Here is a 15,895-nt window from a genome sequence, read left to right as displayed (position 1 = left end):
TTTGGCAAGAAGGAGACGTCATGTTGGACCGCAATACGATACCTCAATCCGCAACATTTCGCACCCGCGGCCTGACCAAGGTATACGGCGAAGGCGCGGCGGCCGTGCATGCCTTGCGCGGCGTGGATCTGGAGATTCCTGAAGGCGAAATTGTCGTTTTGTTGGGGCCGTCCGGATCAGGCAAGTCGACTTTGCTCAATATTGTCGGGGGGCTGGATCGGGCCAGCGATGGCGAGGCGTGGTTTCAGGATCAGAACCTGAGCGAGATGAGCGACCGCGAGTTGACGCTTTATCGGCGCGACCATGTGGGCTTTGTGTTTCAGTTCTACAATCTGATGCCCTCGCTGACCGCCTATGAAAATGTCGAGCTTGTCACTGAGATCGCCGACAATCCGATGGAGGTTGAGCGCGCGCTTGAGCTTGTGGGGCTTGGAGAGCGGATGAACCATTTTCCGGCGCAAATGTCGGGCGGCGAGCAGCAGCGCGTGGCGATCGCGCGCGCAATTGCCAAAAACCCGACGGTGCTTTTCTGTGATGAACCCACCGGCGCATTAGACAGCGCAACGGGGCGGGCAGTGCTGCATGTGATCAACGACGTGAACCGCGAACTTGGCGCGACGGTGATGGTCGTGACCCATGCAGCGGCAACCGCGCAAATGGCGCATCGGGTGATCCATTTCGCCGACGGGCAAATTCGGACCGTCACCGAAAACGACACCCGACTGAGCCCTGACGAGATCGCATGGTGAGGTGATGCGCGCGCTCGACCGGAAACTGCTGCGTGATTTGTGGCGCATTAAAGGGCAGGCCGCTGCTATCGCGATGGTGGTGGCTGTCGGTGTGCTTTTGCAGGTGATGATGTCGGGGATGATCACATCTCTCGAGCAGACCCGCGCCACCTACTATGAGCGGTATCGGTTGGCCGATGTGTTCGCGCCTGTCACGCGGGCCCCGCAGAAGATGCTGGATCGGTTGGCGGATATTCCTGGCGTGGCCGCGGTTGAGGGGCGGGTCCAGGGGGGCGCGCTGGTTGATATGGCGGGGCAGGATTTGCCGGTCAGAGCGCAGGTGTTGAGCCTTCCGGAGTGGCGCGATCCGTGGCTGAATGATGTCTATATTTCGGAGGGGCAGCGGCCCCGTGCTGGTCGCACGGACGAAATTTTGTTGCTGCGCGCTTTTGCCGACGCTCACGGTTTGGGGCTTGGCGACGTTCTTTCGGCCACGATGTACGGCAGCAAGCGCGCGTTTCGCATCGTCGGAATCGCGCAGTCGCCAGAGTTCCTGTTTACCACCGCACCGGGAGAATTTGTGCCCGATGATGCACGCTTTGCCGTGTTGTGGCTGAATGCCGACGCGCTTGAGGCGGCATATGACATGAAAGGTGCCTTCAATGAGGCGTTGTTGTCGCTTGAGCGGGGCGCGGAGTTGGAGCCGGTTTTGACCGCGGTGGATGCGCTCTTGGACCGCTATGGCGGGCTTGGCGCATATGGGCTGGAGGATCAACTTTCGAACCGGTTTCTCAGCGAGGAAATCAAAGGGCTGACGGCGACGTCTTCGGCTGTGCCGCCCATTTTTATGGGGGTTGCCGCCTTTCTGCTTTATATCGTGGTCAGCCGCATGGTCAGCGCCGAGCGGGAACAAATCGGCCTGATCAAGGCATTTGGCTATACCGACACCGAAGTTGCGCTTCACTACTTTAAGCTGGTGGTTTTCATCGCACTTGCGGGGGCATTGATGGGATGTCTTGGTGGGGTGTGGGCAGGGCGTGGACTGGCGGGGCTGTATCAGGATATCTATCATCTGCCGTTTCTGGTTTTTCGCGTTGAACCCTCAAGTTTTGCGACCGGAATCTTTATCTCAGTGTTGGCGGCGATGGTCGGGGGATTGTCGGTGTTGCGGCAGGTCTTTGCCCTGACGCCTGCGGTGGCCATGCGCCCGCCCGCGCCAGCCGACTATTCGAGGTCCGGCGCAATCACCGCTTCGCTCAAGTCGTGGCTTGATCAGCCGAGCCGTATGGTGCTGCGCCGTGTGATGCGCAATCCGGGGCGAGTGTTTGGCGCGGTGCTCGGGATCGCGGCCGGCATGGGGTTAAGTTCGGCGCAGATGTCGGTGATGTCGGGCTTTGACGAGGCGCTGGACACCACATTCAGCGTGATCGACCGCTCTGATGTGACAGTCACATTCTTTGAGCAGATGCCGCTGAAGGCGGCATTTGATCTGGCGCATATGCCGGGGGTGATCGAGGTTGAGCCGACTCGTGGAGTGAGCGCAGTTTTGCGCTATGGCACAGAGACCTACCGAGGGTCGGTTACGGGCATGGTTGACGGGGCGCACCTCAGCCGGGCAGTGGATGCGGACCATCGCGATATTCCGATGCCGGCCAGCGGAATCGTTCTTGCAAAATCATTGGCGGACACGCTTGGGGTTCAGGCGGGTGACACGGTGACTGTGGAAGTTCTTCAGGGGCGCAGGCCGACGCTGGAGTTGCGGGTGGCGCGGATAGCGGACACGTTGATGGGCGCGCCGGCCTATATGAACATTGATGCGCTGAACCGTGCGATGGGCGAACCAGGGCGGATTTCGGGAGCATTTCTGCGGATCGACCCAGATGCCTATCGAGCGTTTTTCAAAGAGATCAAGGACGTGCCGAGTGTGGCCGGCGTGACCCGTAAAAACGACGCGCGTCTGGCGATGAAAAAGCTGATGGATGAGGGCGCGGGTACTATGCGTTATGTCATGGCGTTGATCGCGGGGATCATTACATTTGGCATTGTTTATAACAGTGCGCGCATAAGTTTTGGCGAACAATCGCGCGATCTGGCGAGCCTGCGGGTGATGGGGTTTTCGCAAGGCGAGGCGGCTTTTATCCTTTTGGGTGAACTGGCGCTTGTGGTGCTGATCGCGCTGCCGCTCGGGGTGCTGTTGGGTTTTGGTCTGAGCTATCTTGTGGCCGCCGGGTTCAGCACGGATTTGTACCAGATCCCTACGGGCTTCCGCGCCGATGCATTTGGCATCGCGGGTGTGGCTGTGGTGCTGGCTGCTTTGATCAGCGGGTGGCTGGTAAAACGTGAGATCGAGAAGGTCGACCTTGTGGCGACCCTGAAGACGAGAGAGTGAGCGCAATGGCGAAGAAACGGCAATCACGGCGGGTTTTGACGGTTGTGGCAGCGTTGGCCATTGGCGGCGCTTTGGCGGCGGCGTTCTGGCCCAAACCTATGTTGGTGGACCTTGGCGAGGTGACGCGCGGACCGATGGTGGTGACGGTGGATGAGGAAGCGCGCACGCAGGTGCGGGATCCCTATGTGGTGTCCACCCCGATTGCCGGCCGGCTTATGCGGGTGTCGCTGGAGCCAGGTGATTTTGTTGAGGAAGGCAAGACCGTGGTGGCGCAGATGCTGCCAATCAATCCGGCGGCGTTGGACATTCGCACCAAGGAACAGGCGCGGGCGGCGATTGCGGCGGCAGAGGCTGCCCTACGCGTGTCGGAGGCGGATTTGAACAAGGCGCTGGCTGATCGGGGTCTGGCTGAGGAAGACGTGAAACGTGCGCGGGCATTGTTCAAACAGGACACGATTTCGCGGGCGGCGCTTGATCGGGCAGAAAGCACATGGAAGGCGGTACAAGCCACGGTGGATACCTCGCGGGCGGCGATTTCCATGCGGGTGGCGGATTTGAACAACGCCGAGGCACGGCTGATCAGCTTTGACGATCAGGGACTTTATGGCGTTGCCCAGAGTGCCGAGGCCAACCCGATTTCGTTGCCGTCCCCGATCACTGGTCGTGTGTTGCGGGTGATACAGAAAAGCGAAACCACGCTGGGCGCCGGCGCGCCAATCTTGGAAGTCGGAGATACGACCAGTGACCTTGAGGTGATCGTGGAGTTGCTGTCCACCGATGCGGTGCGTGTGACCATAGGCGATCGGGTGATCATCACAAACTGGGGCGGCGAAGGGGATCTGGAAGGCGTGGTCGAACGCATCGATCCGTGGGGGTTCACAAAACATTCCGCGCTGGGCGTGGAAGAGCAGAGGGTGAATGCGGTGATCCGTTTTGCGGGTGAGCCTGACAGTTGGAGCACGTTGGGCCACGGGTTTCGGGTTGAAACGCGGATCGTGGTTTGGGAGGCCGAGGACACGTTGATTGTGCCGTCCAGCGCGCTGTTCAGGCAGGACGGAAAGTGGATGGTTTTTGTGGGCGGAGAGAACGGGATTGCGGCGCTGCGCACGGTTCGGGTCGGGCGCAATAACGGACTTGAGGCGCAGGTTCTGGACGGGCTTGCGGCAGGAGATCGCGTGGTTCTGTACCCCTCGGCGGGTCTGATGGATGGCACGACAATCGCCCAAAGAACCGCAAATTGATGGCGCACAACATGGTGCGTCGGGGCGCATTTTTGCGTTAACCAATTAATTTCTAGCGAAAAATTCCGGTCTCGACCGATTTTTGCGGGCGAGGGCGCAGGAAAAGACTGCGTCTTGTACTGAAATCAGTTTAATCCACAACTTATTGCGTTATCCACAGATATTTTGCTTTACAGGCCTGCACCGGCGCAGCACGATATGTTGTAAGATCCGTGGGAACGACCACAGGGTCTAGAGCAGACACCAAGCGTTAGGGATGCTGCCACGTCCTAAGCGCACAGCAAAAAACGAGGTGGCGCTATGGCATTGTCTGAACATCTTCTTGAAGAAGACCTGCATCCAATCGACATCGTCGAACATATTGCAACGCACTATGATTGGAACTTTGACCGTATCGCCGACGATCAGATCGCCATGGCCGTGGAGGGACAGTGGAAGACCTATTCCATCACACTGGCCTGGTCGGGATATGACGAAACGCTGCGCCTTGTATGTTCGTTTGAAAACGAGCCGCCCGAGGAAAAACTGCCGCAGCTCTATGAAGCGCTGAATGCGGTGAACGATGAGTGTTGGACCGGTGCGTTCACCTATTGGCACAAGCAACAGCTGATGATTTATCGCTACGGCCTTGCGTTGACTGGCGGGCAGATTGCCGGCCCCGAGCAGATTGACACGTTGATCCGTGCAGCGGTTGAGGCATGCGAGCGGTTTTATCCGGCGTTCCAACTGGTTGTCTGGGGCGATCGCAAGGTGGAAGACGCGATGCAGGTTGCCATTGCAGAGGCCTACGGGCGGGCGTAACACTTTCCCCCAAACGAACAGGGGGAACCATCATGGACATGAAAACGGTCGCCGACAAAGGGCTGGTCTTGCTGGGATGCGGCAAGATGGGATCCGCGATGTTACAGGGCTGGCTGGCAGACGGGCTTCCGGCCGCCTCGGTTTGGGTGAAAGACCCGTACCCAAATGATTTTGTGCAAAATTCCGGCGTTCATGTGAATGCTGATCTGCCGGCTCAGCCAGCTATTGTGATCATTGCGGTCAAGCCTCAGATGATGGCTGATGCTCTGCCGACGCTGGCTGCGATGGGCAATGGCGATACGCTGTTTGTGTCAGTGGCCGCCGGCATTTCGATTGCGACCTATGAACAGATGCTCGGCGCGGCGACACCCATCGTGCGGGCCATGCCAAACACACCCGCCGCAGTTGGCAAGGGTATCTCCGCCATTGTAGGCAACGGCCCCGCAGGCGACATCGGATTGCGGGCCGCCGAGGGTTTGCTTCAGGCGGTGGGACAGGTGGTTCGCCTAGAGCACGAAGGGCAGATGGATGCGGTGACTGGCGTCAGCGGATCCGGACCGGCCTATGTCTTTCATATGATTGAAACATTGGCCGCTGCGGGCGAGGCACAAGGGTTGCCTGCCGAGCTGGCGATGGCGCTGGCGAAAGCAACGGTGGCAGGCGCGGGCGCGTTGGCTGAGATTGCAGAAGAAACGCCGGAGCAGCTGCGCATTAATGTGACAAGTCCGAACGGCACGACGCAGGCAGGGTTGGACGAATTGATGGATCCGCAATCCGGTTTGCCGCCGCTGATGCAACGAACGGTTGGCGCGGCGGCGCTGCGCAGTAAGGAGCTGGCGAATGGCTGATATTGATTTTGACGACTTTCTGAAAGTTGACATTCGCGTCGGCACGGTGACACGGGCGGAGCCTTATCCCGAGGCGCGAAAACCCGCGATCAAGCTTTGGGTGGATTTTGGCGACGGGCTTGGCGAACGCAAAAGTTCGGCACAGATCACGAAACACTATGATCCAGACCAGTTGATCGGCAAGCAGGTGATGGCGGTCGTGAATTTCCCGCCGCGCCAGATTGGCAAGTTCATGAGCGAAATTCTGGTGCTTGGACTGCCCGACGAGAACGGGGACATTGTGCTAGTCGGCCCCGACAAAGACGTGCCGGTCGGCGGGAGAATGCATTGAAAAAATTATTCATTTCAAGGCCTTTACCAGAGGTCGTGGTGACGGCTGCGCGGCAGGTTTTTGACGTGGTGGTTCGGCAGGAAACGCTGCCTTTGGACCAAGAGGAATTACGGGCGGCGTTGGCGGAATATGACGTGGTCCTGCCCACTTTGGGTGATGCGTTTGATGCCGCGGTATTTGCGGACGTGCCGGAGCCACGGTGCAAGCTACTTGCCAATTTTGGTGTTGGGTTCAACCACATCGATGTCTCTGCGGCGCGGGCTGCGGGGGTGGAGGTGACAAACACCCCAGGTGCCGTGACAGATGCGACCGCAGACATTGCGATGACGTTGATGTTGATGAGCGCGCGACGGGCTGCGGAAGGTGAGCGGTTGGTGCGATCCGGTCAATGGGAGGGCTGGCATCCGACACAGATGTTGGGCATGCATCTGACGCAGAAAACTGTGGCGATTGCGGGCATGGGGCGGATTGGTCAGGCGATTGCGCAGCGGTGCCATTTTGGCTTTGGCATGAAGGTACTGTATTGGAACCGTTCAGAAAAACAGTTGTCGTTTGACGCCGAGCGCGTGACGTCCTTGGCCGAGATGGCCGCGCGCGCCGATGTTGTGGTTGCCGCCGTTCCCGGGGGAGTAGATACCCGCCATTTGTTTGATGCGGATGTGTTTGCCGCGATGCAATCGCATGCGCATTTCATCAATATTTCGCGCGGCGAGGTGGTTGATGAACAGGCGCTTGTTGCGGCCTTGCAGGCCGGTGTCATAGGCGGAGCGGGGCTGGATGTTTATGAATTTGAGCCCGAAGTTCCGGAGGCCCTGCGTGACTTAGACAACGTCACTTTGCTTCCGCATCTGGGCACGGCAGCGCTTGAGGTTCGGACGCAAATGGGCCTGATGGCGGTGGACAACCTGAGGGCTTTTACCGCGAAGAAACCGCTGCCCAATAGGGTCTGACGGGCAGGTCGGCACAGCGTCGGCATTTTGTCGGTATTGCGTCGGTGTCTGCGGTGGTCTTAGCAGTCGGGCAAATCATCCATTGCTTCGCGCCAGTGGTAGCGGCAGAGCGAGACATAGGTTTCGTTGCCGCCGATCTGGACCTGCGCGCCTTCGCGCAGCGCGTTGCCTTGTTCGTCTTGTCGGACAACCATGGTGGCTTTCTTGCCGCAATGACAGATCGTGCGCACTTCGCGCATTTCGTCCGCCAAGGCCAGAAGCGCCGCAGAGCCGGGGAAGAGGTGGCCTTGAAAGTCCACCCGCAGGCCGTAGCACATGATCGGCACCTTGAGGTCGTCCACCACGCGGGCCAGTTGCCAGACCTGATCCTGTGTCAGGAATTGCGCTTCGTCGATGAACACGCAGGTGAAGGGATCCGCCGCAAGTTGGTCGCGGATTTGCGCGAACAAGTCACTGGTTTCGTCAAAGGTGTCGGCGTCGGCCTCGATGCCGATGCGGCTGGCGATTTTTCCAGCACCCGCACGGTTGTCAAATCGCGCGGTCAGCAAATAGGTGTGCATGCCGCGTTCGCGGTAGTTGTGGGACGCTTGCAGAAGCACCGTCGATTTGCCGGCGTTCATGGTCGAGTAGTGAAAGTAGAGTTTGGCCATGGGCGAGGTGATAAAGCGTTGGTGAGGTGGCTCGCAAGACTGAACGCAAAACGGGACGGAAATTTTTCAATTCCCGTCCCGCCTCGACACTTGGTTGCACTTTCCGCTCCGTAAAGGCCTTGACCTTTGGGGATGGATTGGACCGGGCCGTGCGGCCGAGGAGGCTAGGGGCACCGATGGACAGATCGGTTTGTGCCGGAGCCAGCCCCTTTGCGATAAACTTTCAACTCGTCAATCCGGACGTTTGCATCCGGTCTTTTTCAAATGACAAATTCAGAGTAAGTCTTTAATGGGAAAAGACTTGGCGCATTCCCCTGTAATTGGGAAAGCCGGAGAACGGAGCAGGTGTAATGAGTGTTGTAGGCAGCTATCTCAAGAAGCATACCGAGGCCTTGGTCAAGGATGTCGGCATTGAGGCGGCGTGTGAATTGACCGGAAAGTCCAAGGCGACTTTGGGCCGGTATTATTCTTCTCACGATGAACATTTGGACCGCTTCATGCCAATCGACGCGGTTGCGGCGTTGGAAGAGGCCTCGTCTTATCCGCATGTGACTTCGGCTTTGGCCGAACTCAAGGGAAATACGATCAACCACGATGACCGCAGAAGGAACTCTGAGGACACGGGGGGCGTGAACGCGGACGTCATTGCACTGAGCCAACGGTTTGCCGTGTTGATGGCTGAATACAGCCAGTCGATTGAGGATGGCATTATCACGGTCAGCGAGGCCAAGCGGTTGTTGCGGGAGACTGTGGCGTTGCAGCAAGTGTTGGTGGACATGAAGTTGCACCTTGAGGAGGAAACTGTCTGAGCCCTGAGCACAGTACGCGCCGACCGCTGTTTTTGGCCGAGCGCCATACCCCGGAACTGCTGCATACCTTTTTGGTCGACTTGGAGAGCACCAACAGCTCTGCCGAGGTCTGGGCGCTGATTGTTGGTGTTGGACGCACGCTTAACCTGCCATTTGTAGATTTTATTTCGGCGGACAATTATGCCGATTGGCGCCGCACTCTTTTTGTTCGCACGTCTTACGATTCAAGTTGGCTGAATGCGTATAATTCTGACCCCGAAGTTTTGAAATGGTCCTACTTCCGGACGCATGCCGTTAACCACCTGACTCCGATTGCCGTGGGATTGGAATTCATCGACGAATATATGCACATTCCGCAAGCTCGATATCAGGTGCTAGAGGAAGCGGCGCGTCGTGGAATTCGGGCCGGCTTTTCTATTCCGCTTCGGGCGCATGCGCCGCCTCAGGCCTCTGTGATCACTTTCTCGGGCGATCACAGCAAGCGCGACATGAAGCGGATCATTCAGACCCATGGATGGGTGTTGAACACCGTGGCGACGATGGGGTTTCAACACTATCAGGCCCATTTTGCGGCCGAATTTATCGACCGGAACCGGATTTCAGAAAAGCAGCGGGAGTTGCTTGAGATGATTGGCGCCGGATTGCAAGACAAGGTGATTGCCGAGCGGCTGGGCGTGACGGTGTCGGCTGTGCGGCAGCGGATGAACAACATTCTGGCAAAAACAGGATTGAACAATCGGGCCGATCTTGCGGCTTTGGCTATGAGTGTCGGGCTGGTGCCTGACCCGCTGAGCCGCGAGCGCCAAGGGGAGCCGATAGTGCTTGTGGAGATGGGCGTCTCGCCACAAGGCAAGGGCCGATTCCGGCGCAGAGACCCCGAGGAGACATAGTGGCTACGGCGCATGTCGGCGGGACAAAATAAGGGTGCCCCGGACGAGCCGAGGCACCCTCACGTCATAAAAAGACATACAGGAACAAGTGCACGGGTGTGTGCAACAACCTCTGCACGGGACTGCACAGAGCAGAAGGGGGTCGCGGAAAATTCCCAAAACCGGGCCTGATCCTACGGGTCGCCTGGGGAAGCAACGCTATGCAGTGCCAGCACCTTCCATAGACAATGCTAGCGCAGGAACATGAAGGAGTCTGTTAAAGTTCAGTCACAATACGCGCTTGAATAACTGATAATTTTGACAGGTATCCAATGTGTGACTGTAATTCACATCAGGTTTGATTGAGCGGCCGAGGCGGAAATCTTACCGGCGTGGCGGGCGACTCAGTGGCGACGCACCAGCACGGACCCGACAGAGTAACCGGCCCCGAAGGAGCAGATCATGCCATAGTCTCCGGGCTGCAAGTCATCGGAATACTTAGAGAAAGCGATGATTGAGCCCGCGGATGAGGTGTTGGCGTAGTCTTGCAAGATGTTGGGCTGTTCGCCGGCCTCAGGTGTTCTGCCCATGACCTTTTTGCCGATAAAGTCGTTCATCGACTTGTTGGCCTGATGCAGCCACAGGCGGCGCACGTTGGTCACGTCTTCGGCGTCGAGGTGGCTCAGCATATGGGCCGACACCATTGGGACAACCTCTTTGAACACTTTACGGCCGTTTTGCATGAACTGCATGTCGCGCCGGTCGGCAACGCCGTCGGGACGCGAGCGGCGCAGGAAGCCGTTGTTGTTGCGGATGTTGTTGGAGAATTGCGTGGCACAACGGGTCGAAATGATTTCGAAGTGGTCGCCTTTGGCGTCCTCAGAGCGTTCGATCACGGTGGCAGTGGCGACGTCTCCAAAGATGAAGTGGCAGTCACGGTCGCGCCATTCCAGGTGGCCGGAGCAAATTTCGGGGTTCACGACGATGGCGCGGCGCACAGAGCCCGAGCGCACCATGTCTGCGGCGGCTTGAATGCCGAAGGTGGCTGATGAGCAGGCGACGTTCATGTCAAAGGCAAATCCGTTTGCGCCGAGTTCTTTCTGGATTTCGATGGCGACAGCCGGATAGGCGCGTTCCATGTTTGAGGCTGCGCAGATCACGAGATCGATGTCGGCACCGGTCAGGCCCGCCTGTGCAAGCGCTTTGCCGCAGGCATCAACGGCCATTTCGGTCATAACACCAGGTTCGTCGTCAGACCGCTGGCGCAATGTGGGGTGCATCACGTCGGGATCAAGCACGCCGGATTTGTCCAGAACGTGCCGCTGTTCGATGCCGGAGGCCTTGAAGATGAATTCCGAGGAGGAATGCGGCAGCGGCTCCATTTCGCCGGCGGCGATGGCCTCGGCGTTTTGCGCGTTCATTTTGTCTGCGTAGGCGTTGAAGCTTTCGACCAGTTCATCGTTGGTGATGACTTGTTCGGGTGTGAAAACACCGGTGCCGGTGATGGCTGGCTTAAACATATCGCTTCCCCTCGCAGATCTGGTGGCAGGCAGCAAGCACTCAAACCGCCCGAAAGGTCAAGAGTTTCCCCTGGGTTAATTGCGCAACCATCCACCGAAGATACGCCCCAAGATGCCAGGGCGTGGCTCGGCAGAGCCGGCGGCGATTGCGGGCACCGGATGCAGCGCCTGCTGCTCGGCTGTGGCGCCCTCGGTGTTGAACTGCAAGCGATGCAGTTCAGCGTAGACACCGCCGCGCGCCAGCAGTTCTTCGTGGGTGCCTTGATCAACGACCGCGCCCTTGTCCATGACAACGATCTTGTCGGCCTCACGCACGGTGGACAGGCGATGTGCGATCACCAGCGTTGTGCGGCCCTTGGAGAGTTTGTCGAGCGCCTTTTGCACTACGGTTTCGGACTTTGTGTCGAGCGCGGAGGTCGCTTCGTCGAGCAACAAAATAGGTGTGTTGCGCAGCAGGGCACGGGCGATCACCACCCTCTGACGTTGACCGCCGGACAGGTTTGAGCCACGCGGGCCGACCTCTGTGTCCAGACCTTTGGCCAGTTTGGGCAGGAAGTCGGACACATGGGCGGCGTCGAGCACTTTTTTCAGGTCTTCTTCAGACACGTCTTCGCGGCCCAGAAGGATGTTTTCACGCACGGTCTCGTCAAACAGCAGTGCTTCCTGACTGACCACGGAGAACTGATTGCGCAGGTCGTTCAACGTCAGATCGCGGTTGTTCACCCCCTGAAGAGTGACGGTACCTTTTTGCGGGTCCACGAGGCGTGTGAGAACATTGAAGATCGTGGATTTGCCAGCGCCTGACGCGCCGACAATGGCCGTGGTTTTGCCAGCCTCGGCCGTGAAGGTGGCGCCTTGCAGAACGGCGGTGTCGCCATAGGAGAGCTTTACGCCGTCCAGTTTCAGTTCGGGAACGCCAGCGGGCGCCGGTTTGGCTTTGACGGGATCGGTGATGGTGGGTTTGAGCTCCATCAATTCCTTGAGCCGTTCGATGGCTGCGGCCGCGACCTGCCAGAGGCCGGTGATGCCTGCGAGGCGCCGCAGCGGTTCAAACATCATCCCCATCGCGGTGAAAAAGGCCATGAATTCGCCCACGGTTTTTTCGCCGGATACAATTTCGGAACCGCCATAAAGCAGAACGCAGAACACGCCGAGACCGGCGGTGAAATCGACCATGCCGGAGATGGACGAGGTGCCGGCGGTGGATTTGATCTGGGCCTTGACCAGCGATTTTGTGTCACGGCGGAACCGTTCGGACTGGTAGGCTTCCAACCGGTTCAGCTTTGTTGGCACAATGCCGTGAAAGATTTCGTCCAAGCGGGTGGAAATGTCGGCGCCAAGGTCGCGGGCTTCGCGGGCGCGGCGGCGCACGAAACGTTGCGCCACAAGGGCCGGCAGTATGAGGATCGGAATGCCGACAAGGGCCACAAGCGTCCAGACCCAGTCAATTGAGAGCGCGACACCGATCAAGGAAAACAGGGCGATCACGTCGCGGCCTGCGCCGGTGATGAACGCGGCCCAAACACCGTTGATGGATTGCACATCTGCCTGCACGCGCTGAATCAGATGACCCGGTGGGTGGGTTTGGTGAAAGGCGTTGTCTTGCACCATGAGGTTGCTAACCAAATCCATGCGCAGATCGGCGCTCGATTTTTGCGACACCGTGGCCATCAGGATTTTGTGACAGACACTTGTGACGCCCCGAAGCAGGAAAATTCCGCCAAACACCAGTGACACTGAAAACAAAGCACCGCTGTTGCCGGTGGCAAACGCCGTGTCAAACATGGGCTTCATCATATAGCTGAAAGCACCAAGTGAGCCGCCCTCTAGAGCCATCAATATGGCAGCGGCCAAAAGCAACCATTTGTATTTGTTTAGATATCCGGACCAGAGCCAGCGCATCAGCGGCCAGGCTTTGGTTTCGGGCAGGGCCTTGGGTGTGTCCACGGGCGGAGCCTTTGATAGTGTCCGATGTTTCGGGTTTACCGCGCGGTGCGGGGTGAGGCTAGCGCAAACTGGCGTGAGGCGGATTGACGCCGCCGTGCGGGGGCGTAGTGTCTGGCGTTGGAGCAGAGGGAGTTTTGAAAATGACGCTAGCGCACGGACAGGGGTATCTGGCGATTCCGGGCCCATCGGTGATGCCTGAGGCTGTGTTGAGGGCGATGCATCGGGGGGCGCCCAACATCTATGAGGGCGAGCTGATTGATTTGACCCATGGGCTGTTACCGGACCTGAAGATGGTCGCGGGCACAGCGCACGATGCGGCGATCTATATCGGCAACGGCCATGCCGTGTGGGAAGCGTCTTTGGCAAATGTGCTGTCGGCAGGGGACAAGGTTCTGGTGCCGGTCGCGGGATCTTTCGGGCTGGGATGGAGCGATGTCGCCGCAGGGCGGGGGATCGAGACGGACGTGGTGGATTTCGGCCGACGCGGTGCGATTGATCCGGCGCGGGTTGCCGAGGCGCTGGCTGCCGACAAGGATCACAAGATCAAGGCGGTACTGGCGGTGCATGTCGACACTTCGACATCGGCCAAAAGTGACATTGCCGCCATTCGGGTCGCGATGGATGCCGTGGGGCATCCGGCCCTGTTGATGGCGGATTGTATCGCCTCATTGGGGTGTGACCGGTTCGAGATGGATGCTTGGGGCGTCGATGTGATGGTCGCCGCGAGCCAAAAAGGGCTTATGGTGCCGCCGGGCATGGCTTTCGTGTTTTTCAACGACAGGGCGCAGGCGGTCAGGGCGCAACAGGAGCGGGTCAGCAAATATTGGGATTGGGTACCACGGGCCAATCCGGAGTTTTACTATCAACTCTTTTGCGGCACCGCGCCGACGCATCATTTGTACGGATTGCGTGTGGCCCTGGATATGATCAAAGACGAAGGTCTGGAGGCTGTTTGGCGTCGGCATGAGGTGCTGGCGCGGACGATTTGGGCGGCAGGCGATGCCTGGGCCACGGGCGGGCCCTTTGAGTTGAATATTCCAGATGTGGCGGCGCGCAGCCATGCGGTGACGTCGTTGCGGATCGGTAAGGAACACGGCACGCGCTTGCGGCGGTGGTGTCAGGATCAGGCAGGGCTGACGCTTGGCATCGGGCTGGGCATGAGCACGCAAGACGATCCCAAGGGCGACGGGTTTTTCCGATTTGGTCACATGGGGCACGTCAACGCACAGATGATCCTTGGCATGCTGGCCACGGTGCAGACAGGTATGCGGGTGCTGGATATCCCGCACGGCTCGGGCGCGCTTGAGGCGGCGGCGGATGTGATCGCCAGCGCTTAGCGTCGGGCGAGGCGGGTGATGCCGAGGTTCAGAACCCAACCCGTGAAGAGCACCCACACGAAACCGAAGAGCGCCCAGATTGCGGCGAAAATCCAAAGAAGATTTACCAGCCCCAGCACGAGGCAGGTGGTGGTGTAGTTTTCAACGCGGTTGACCGGACTGGACATGGCTGCACTCCCTTCAACGGGGAGTGTAGCGTGGAATGATGCGTTTTGGTGCCACAAGTGCGTGAGGCGCGTGCGCGCGGCAATGTGCAGAGCGGGTATTAGGTGACTAGCCCAGCTCGGCCAGCACATCTTTTAGTGCCGCGTCAAACAAAGCCAGCGCGTCAGCAGGGCCACAACTCAGCCGGATGCAGCGGTTTTGCGGTGCGACAAACGGCATGCGCACAAAGACGCCACGCGCCACCAAACCGTCCAGAACGGCCTTGGCAAAGGCGCCGTCGCGGCCACAGTCGATGGCGACAAAGTTGGTGGCGCTTGGCAGGGCCTTGAGGCCGTGTTTTTCGGCGATGCCTGTGATGGTGTCGCGCGCCTCGGCAACATTGGCCTGCGTACTGGCAAGCCACCCGGCGTCTTGCAGGGCGGCCAGCGCGCCGGCCTGTGCAGCGCGGTTCAGGCCGAAATGGTTGCGGATTTTTTCAAAGGCGCGGATGAAGCCGGTCTCGCCAAGCGCATAGCCGATGCGGGCACCGGCCATGCCGTAGCCTTTGGAGAAAGTGCGCATGCGGATCACGCGCGGGTCGTTGATGTCAACCGGTGCCGCGGCGCCTTCGGGGGCGAGTTCGATGTAGGCCTCATCCAGCAGCAGCACACAGCCCTCGGGGATCATGTCGAGGTGTGCGACAATGTCTTCGCCGGTGAACCAGCTGCCCATCGGATTGTCGGGGTTGGCGAAATAGACCAGCTTGGCATCGACCTCGGCGGCTTTAGCGAGCAATGCGGGCAGGTCTTCGGCGTCGTCGCGGTAGGGCACTTTGTGGAGCACACCACCAAAGCCCGCGACGTGATAGTTGAAGGTTGGATAAGCGCCATCAGAAGTCACAACGGTGTCGCCCTGCTCGATGAGCAGGCGCACCAGATAGCCGAGCAGCCCGTCAATGCCTTCGCCCACAACGATGTTTTGCGGGGTGACACCGTGGAAATCGGCCAGCGCGGTGCGCAACTCATGGCTTTCGGGGTCGGCGTACATCCAGATGTCGCTTGCGGCCTGTTCCATTGCGGCAATGGCCTTGGGGGAAGGACCGAAGATATTTTCGTTCGCCCCCAATCGCGCAGCAAAGGGACGGGACATAGCGCGCTCCTGTGCTTCGGGGCCGACAAAAGGCACGGTTGCTGGCAAGGATTGGGCGAGTTTGGTAAAGCGAGGTCCGGTCATAGGGATTAACTGCCGCAACGGCGTCTGCGCAGCAAGGGGAAATGCCCTCACGTCAGGGTGGATTTCCTTGGCTATGCGGGAAGAGTAGTCTGCGAGAG

At 59.0% G+C, this 15,895-nt stretch carries 15 protein-coding genes; 10 read left to right on the top strand and 5 right to left on the bottom strand.

Going from position 1 to position 15,895, the window contains the following annotated elements:
- Nucleotides 1-20: 20 nt before the first annotated feature.
- The 7 genes from BM069_RS13535 to BM069_RS13505 all read left to right on the top strand — a co-directional run bounded on the left by BM069_RS13535 (nt 21) and on the right by BM069_RS13505 (nt 7,288).
- Nucleotides 21-749 (top strand): ABC transporter ATP-binding protein, encoded by a 729-nt coding sequence (locus BM069_RS13535; RefSeq protein ID WP_093324417.1) that lies wholly within the window; start codon nt 21-23, stop codon nt 747-749.
- A 4-nt stretch (nt 750-753) separates the two neighbouring features.
- A complete protein-coding gene (locus BM069_RS13530) occupies nt 754-3,117 on the top strand; it encodes an ABC transporter permease (RefSeq protein WP_093324415.1) in 2,364 nt (787 codons plus the stop codon).
- Nucleotides 3,118-3,122: 5 nt separating this feature from the next.
- Nucleotides 3,123-4,358, top strand: a complete 1,236-nt coding sequence (locus tag BM069_RS13525; RefSeq protein WP_093324414.1) for an efflux RND transporter periplasmic adaptor subunit — start codon at nt 3,123-3,125, stop codon at nt 4,356-4,358.
- A gap of 300 nt (nt 4,359-4,658) precedes the next feature.
- Entirely contained in the window at nt 4,659-5,159 is a 501-nt protein-coding gene (locus BM069_RS13520; RefSeq protein ID WP_093324412.1) for a type III secretion system chaperone family protein, read from the top strand.
- Between the two features lie 32 nt (nt 5,160-5,191).
- Nucleotides 5,192-6,007 (top strand): pyrroline-5-carboxylate reductase, encoded by an 816-nt coding sequence (proC, locus tag BM069_RS13515; RefSeq protein WP_093324411.1) that lies wholly within the window; start codon nt 5,192-5,194, stop codon nt 6,005-6,007.
- Nucleotides 6,000-6,338 carry a tRNA-binding protein gene (locus BM069_RS13510; RefSeq protein WP_093324409.1) on the top strand — a complete coding sequence of 113 codons (339 nt, stop codon included), beginning with the start codon at nt 6,000-6,002 and terminating at the stop codon, nt 6,336-6,338. Before proC ends, BM069_RS13510 begins: the two co-directional genes overlap by 8 nt.
- The gene (locus tag BM069_RS13505; protein WP_244503623.1) at nt 6,335-7,288 is read left to right on the top strand and encodes a 2-hydroxyacid dehydrogenase; all 954 of its coding nucleotides are present in this window, start codon (nt 6,335-6,337) and stop codon (nt 7,286-7,288) included. The genes BM069_RS13510 and BM069_RS13505 overlap by 4 nt, the downstream gene beginning before the upstream one ends.
- Before the next feature lie 59 nt (nt 7,289-7,347).
- On the opposite strand, the gene BM069_RS13500 is transcribed toward BM069_RS13505, so the two are convergent.
- Entirely contained in the window at nt 7,348-7,938 is a 591-nt protein-coding gene (locus tag BM069_RS13500; protein WP_093324408.1) for a thymidine kinase, read from the bottom strand.
- A 350-nt stretch (nt 7,939-8,288) separates the two neighbouring features.
- Here BM069_RS13500 and BM069_RS13495 point away from each other — a divergent pair, with 350 nt between their 5' ends.
- On the top strand, nt 8,289-8,747 hold the full coding sequence (locus BM069_RS13495) for a hypothetical protein (RefSeq protein WP_093324406.1): 459 nt from the start codon (nt 8,289-8,291) through the stop codon (nt 8,745-8,747).
- A gap of 71 nt (nt 8,748-8,818) precedes the next feature.
- Nucleotides 8,819-9,637, top strand: coding sequence for a helix-turn-helix transcriptional regulator (locus BM069_RS13490; protein WP_139216205.1), 819 nt, complete (start codon nt 8,819-8,821; stop codon nt 9,635-9,637).
- 383 nt (nt 9,638-10,020) lie between these two features.
- Here the strand turns inward: BM069_RS13490 and BM069_RS13485 are convergent, their stop codons facing one another.
- Complete coding sequence (locus BM069_RS13485; RefSeq protein WP_093324403.1) at nt 10,021-11,136, bottom strand: beta-ketoacyl-ACP synthase III; 1,116 nt, start codon at nt 11,134-11,136, stop codon at nt 10,021-10,023.
- A gap of 75 nt (nt 11,137-11,211) precedes the next feature.
- Complete coding sequence (locus tag BM069_RS13480) at nt 11,212-13,038, bottom strand: ABC transporter ATP-binding protein (protein ID WP_093324616.1); 1,827 nt, start codon at nt 13,036-13,038, stop codon at nt 11,212-11,214.
- 185 nt (nt 13,039-13,223) lie between these two features.
- Here BM069_RS13480 and BM069_RS13475 point away from each other — a divergent pair, with 185 nt between their 5' ends.
- Nucleotides 13,224-14,420, top strand: a complete 1,197-nt coding sequence (locus BM069_RS13475) for a pyridoxal-phosphate-dependent aminotransferase family protein (protein WP_093324402.1) — start codon at nt 13,224-13,226, stop codon at nt 14,418-14,420.
- On the opposite strand, the gene BM069_RS19845 is transcribed toward BM069_RS13475, so the two are convergent.
- Both BM069_RS19845 and BM069_RS13470 read right to left on the bottom strand, forming a co-directional pair.
- Nucleotides 14,417-14,587, bottom strand: a complete 171-nt coding sequence (locus BM069_RS19845) for a hypothetical protein (protein WP_170846746.1) — start codon at nt 14,585-14,587, stop codon at nt 14,417-14,419. The genes BM069_RS13475 and BM069_RS19845 overlap by 4 nt on opposite strands.
- 106 nt (nt 14,588-14,693) lie before the next feature.
- Nucleotides 14,694-15,797: a pyridoxal phosphate-dependent aminotransferase gene (locus tag BM069_RS13470; protein ID WP_093324400.1), complete on the bottom strand. Its 1,104-nt coding sequence runs from the start codon at nt 15,795-15,797 to the stop codon at nt 14,694-14,696.
- Nucleotides 15,798-15,895: the final 98 nt, after the last annotated feature.

Origin of the sequence: Shimia haliotis, assembly GCF_900114415.1 — a bacterium.
GTDB classification, from domain to species: Bacteria; Pseudomonadota; Alphaproteobacteria; order Rhodobacterales; family Rhodobacteraceae; genus Shimia; species Shimia haliotis.
This window is presented reverse-complemented; position numbering and strand designations above follow the sequence as displayed.

Excerpts from the sequence above, each read along its gene's own strand:
- BM069_RS13475 (WP_093324402.1), top strand. The coding sequence starts at position 13,224 with ATGACGCTAGCGCACGGACAGGGGTATCTGGCGATTCCGGGCCCATCG.
- BM069_RS13530 (WP_093324415.1), top strand. The coding sequence starts at position 754 with ATGCGCGCGCTCGACCGGAAACTGCTGCGTGATTTGTGGCGCATTAAA.
- BM069_RS13520 (WP_093324412.1), top strand. The coding sequence starts at position 4,659 with ATGGCATTGTCTGAACATCTTCTTGAAGAAGACCTGCATCCAATCGAC.
- proC (WP_093324411.1), top strand. The coding sequence starts at position 5,192 with ATGGACATGAAAACGGTCGCCGACAAAGGGCTGGTCTTGCTGGGATGC.
- BM069_RS13480 (WP_093324616.1), bottom strand. The coding sequence starts at position 13,038 with ATGCGCTGGCTCTGGTCCGGATATCTAAACAAATACAAATGGTTGCTT.
- BM069_RS13485 (WP_093324403.1), bottom strand. The coding sequence starts at position 11,136 with ATGTTTAAGCCAGCCATCACCGGCACCGGTGTTTTCACACCCGAACAA.
- BM069_RS13510 (WP_093324409.1), top strand. The coding sequence starts at position 6,000 with ATGGCTGATATTGATTTTGACGACTTTCTGAAAGTTGACATTCGCGTC.
- BM069_RS13535 (WP_093324417.1), top strand. The coding sequence starts at position 21 with ATGTTGGACCGCAATACGATACCTCAATCCGCAACATTTCGCACCCGC.
- BM069_RS13470 (WP_093324400.1), bottom strand. The coding sequence starts at position 15,797 with ATGACCGGACCTCGCTTTACCAAACTCGCCCAATCCTTGCCAGCAACC.
- BM069_RS19845 (WP_170846746.1), bottom strand. The coding sequence starts at position 14,587 with ATGTCCAGTCCGGTCAACCGCGTTGAAAACTACACCACCACCTGCCTC.
- BM069_RS13495 (WP_093324406.1), top strand. The coding sequence starts at position 8,289 with ATGAGTGTTGTAGGCAGCTATCTCAAGAAGCATACCGAGGCCTTGGTC.
- BM069_RS13500 (WP_093324408.1), bottom strand. The coding sequence starts at position 7,938 with ATGGCCAAACTCTACTTTCACTACTCGACCATGAACGCCGGCAAATCG.
- BM069_RS13525 (WP_093324414.1), top strand. The coding sequence starts at position 3,123 with ATGGCGAAGAAACGGCAATCACGGCGGGTTTTGACGGTTGTGGCAGCG.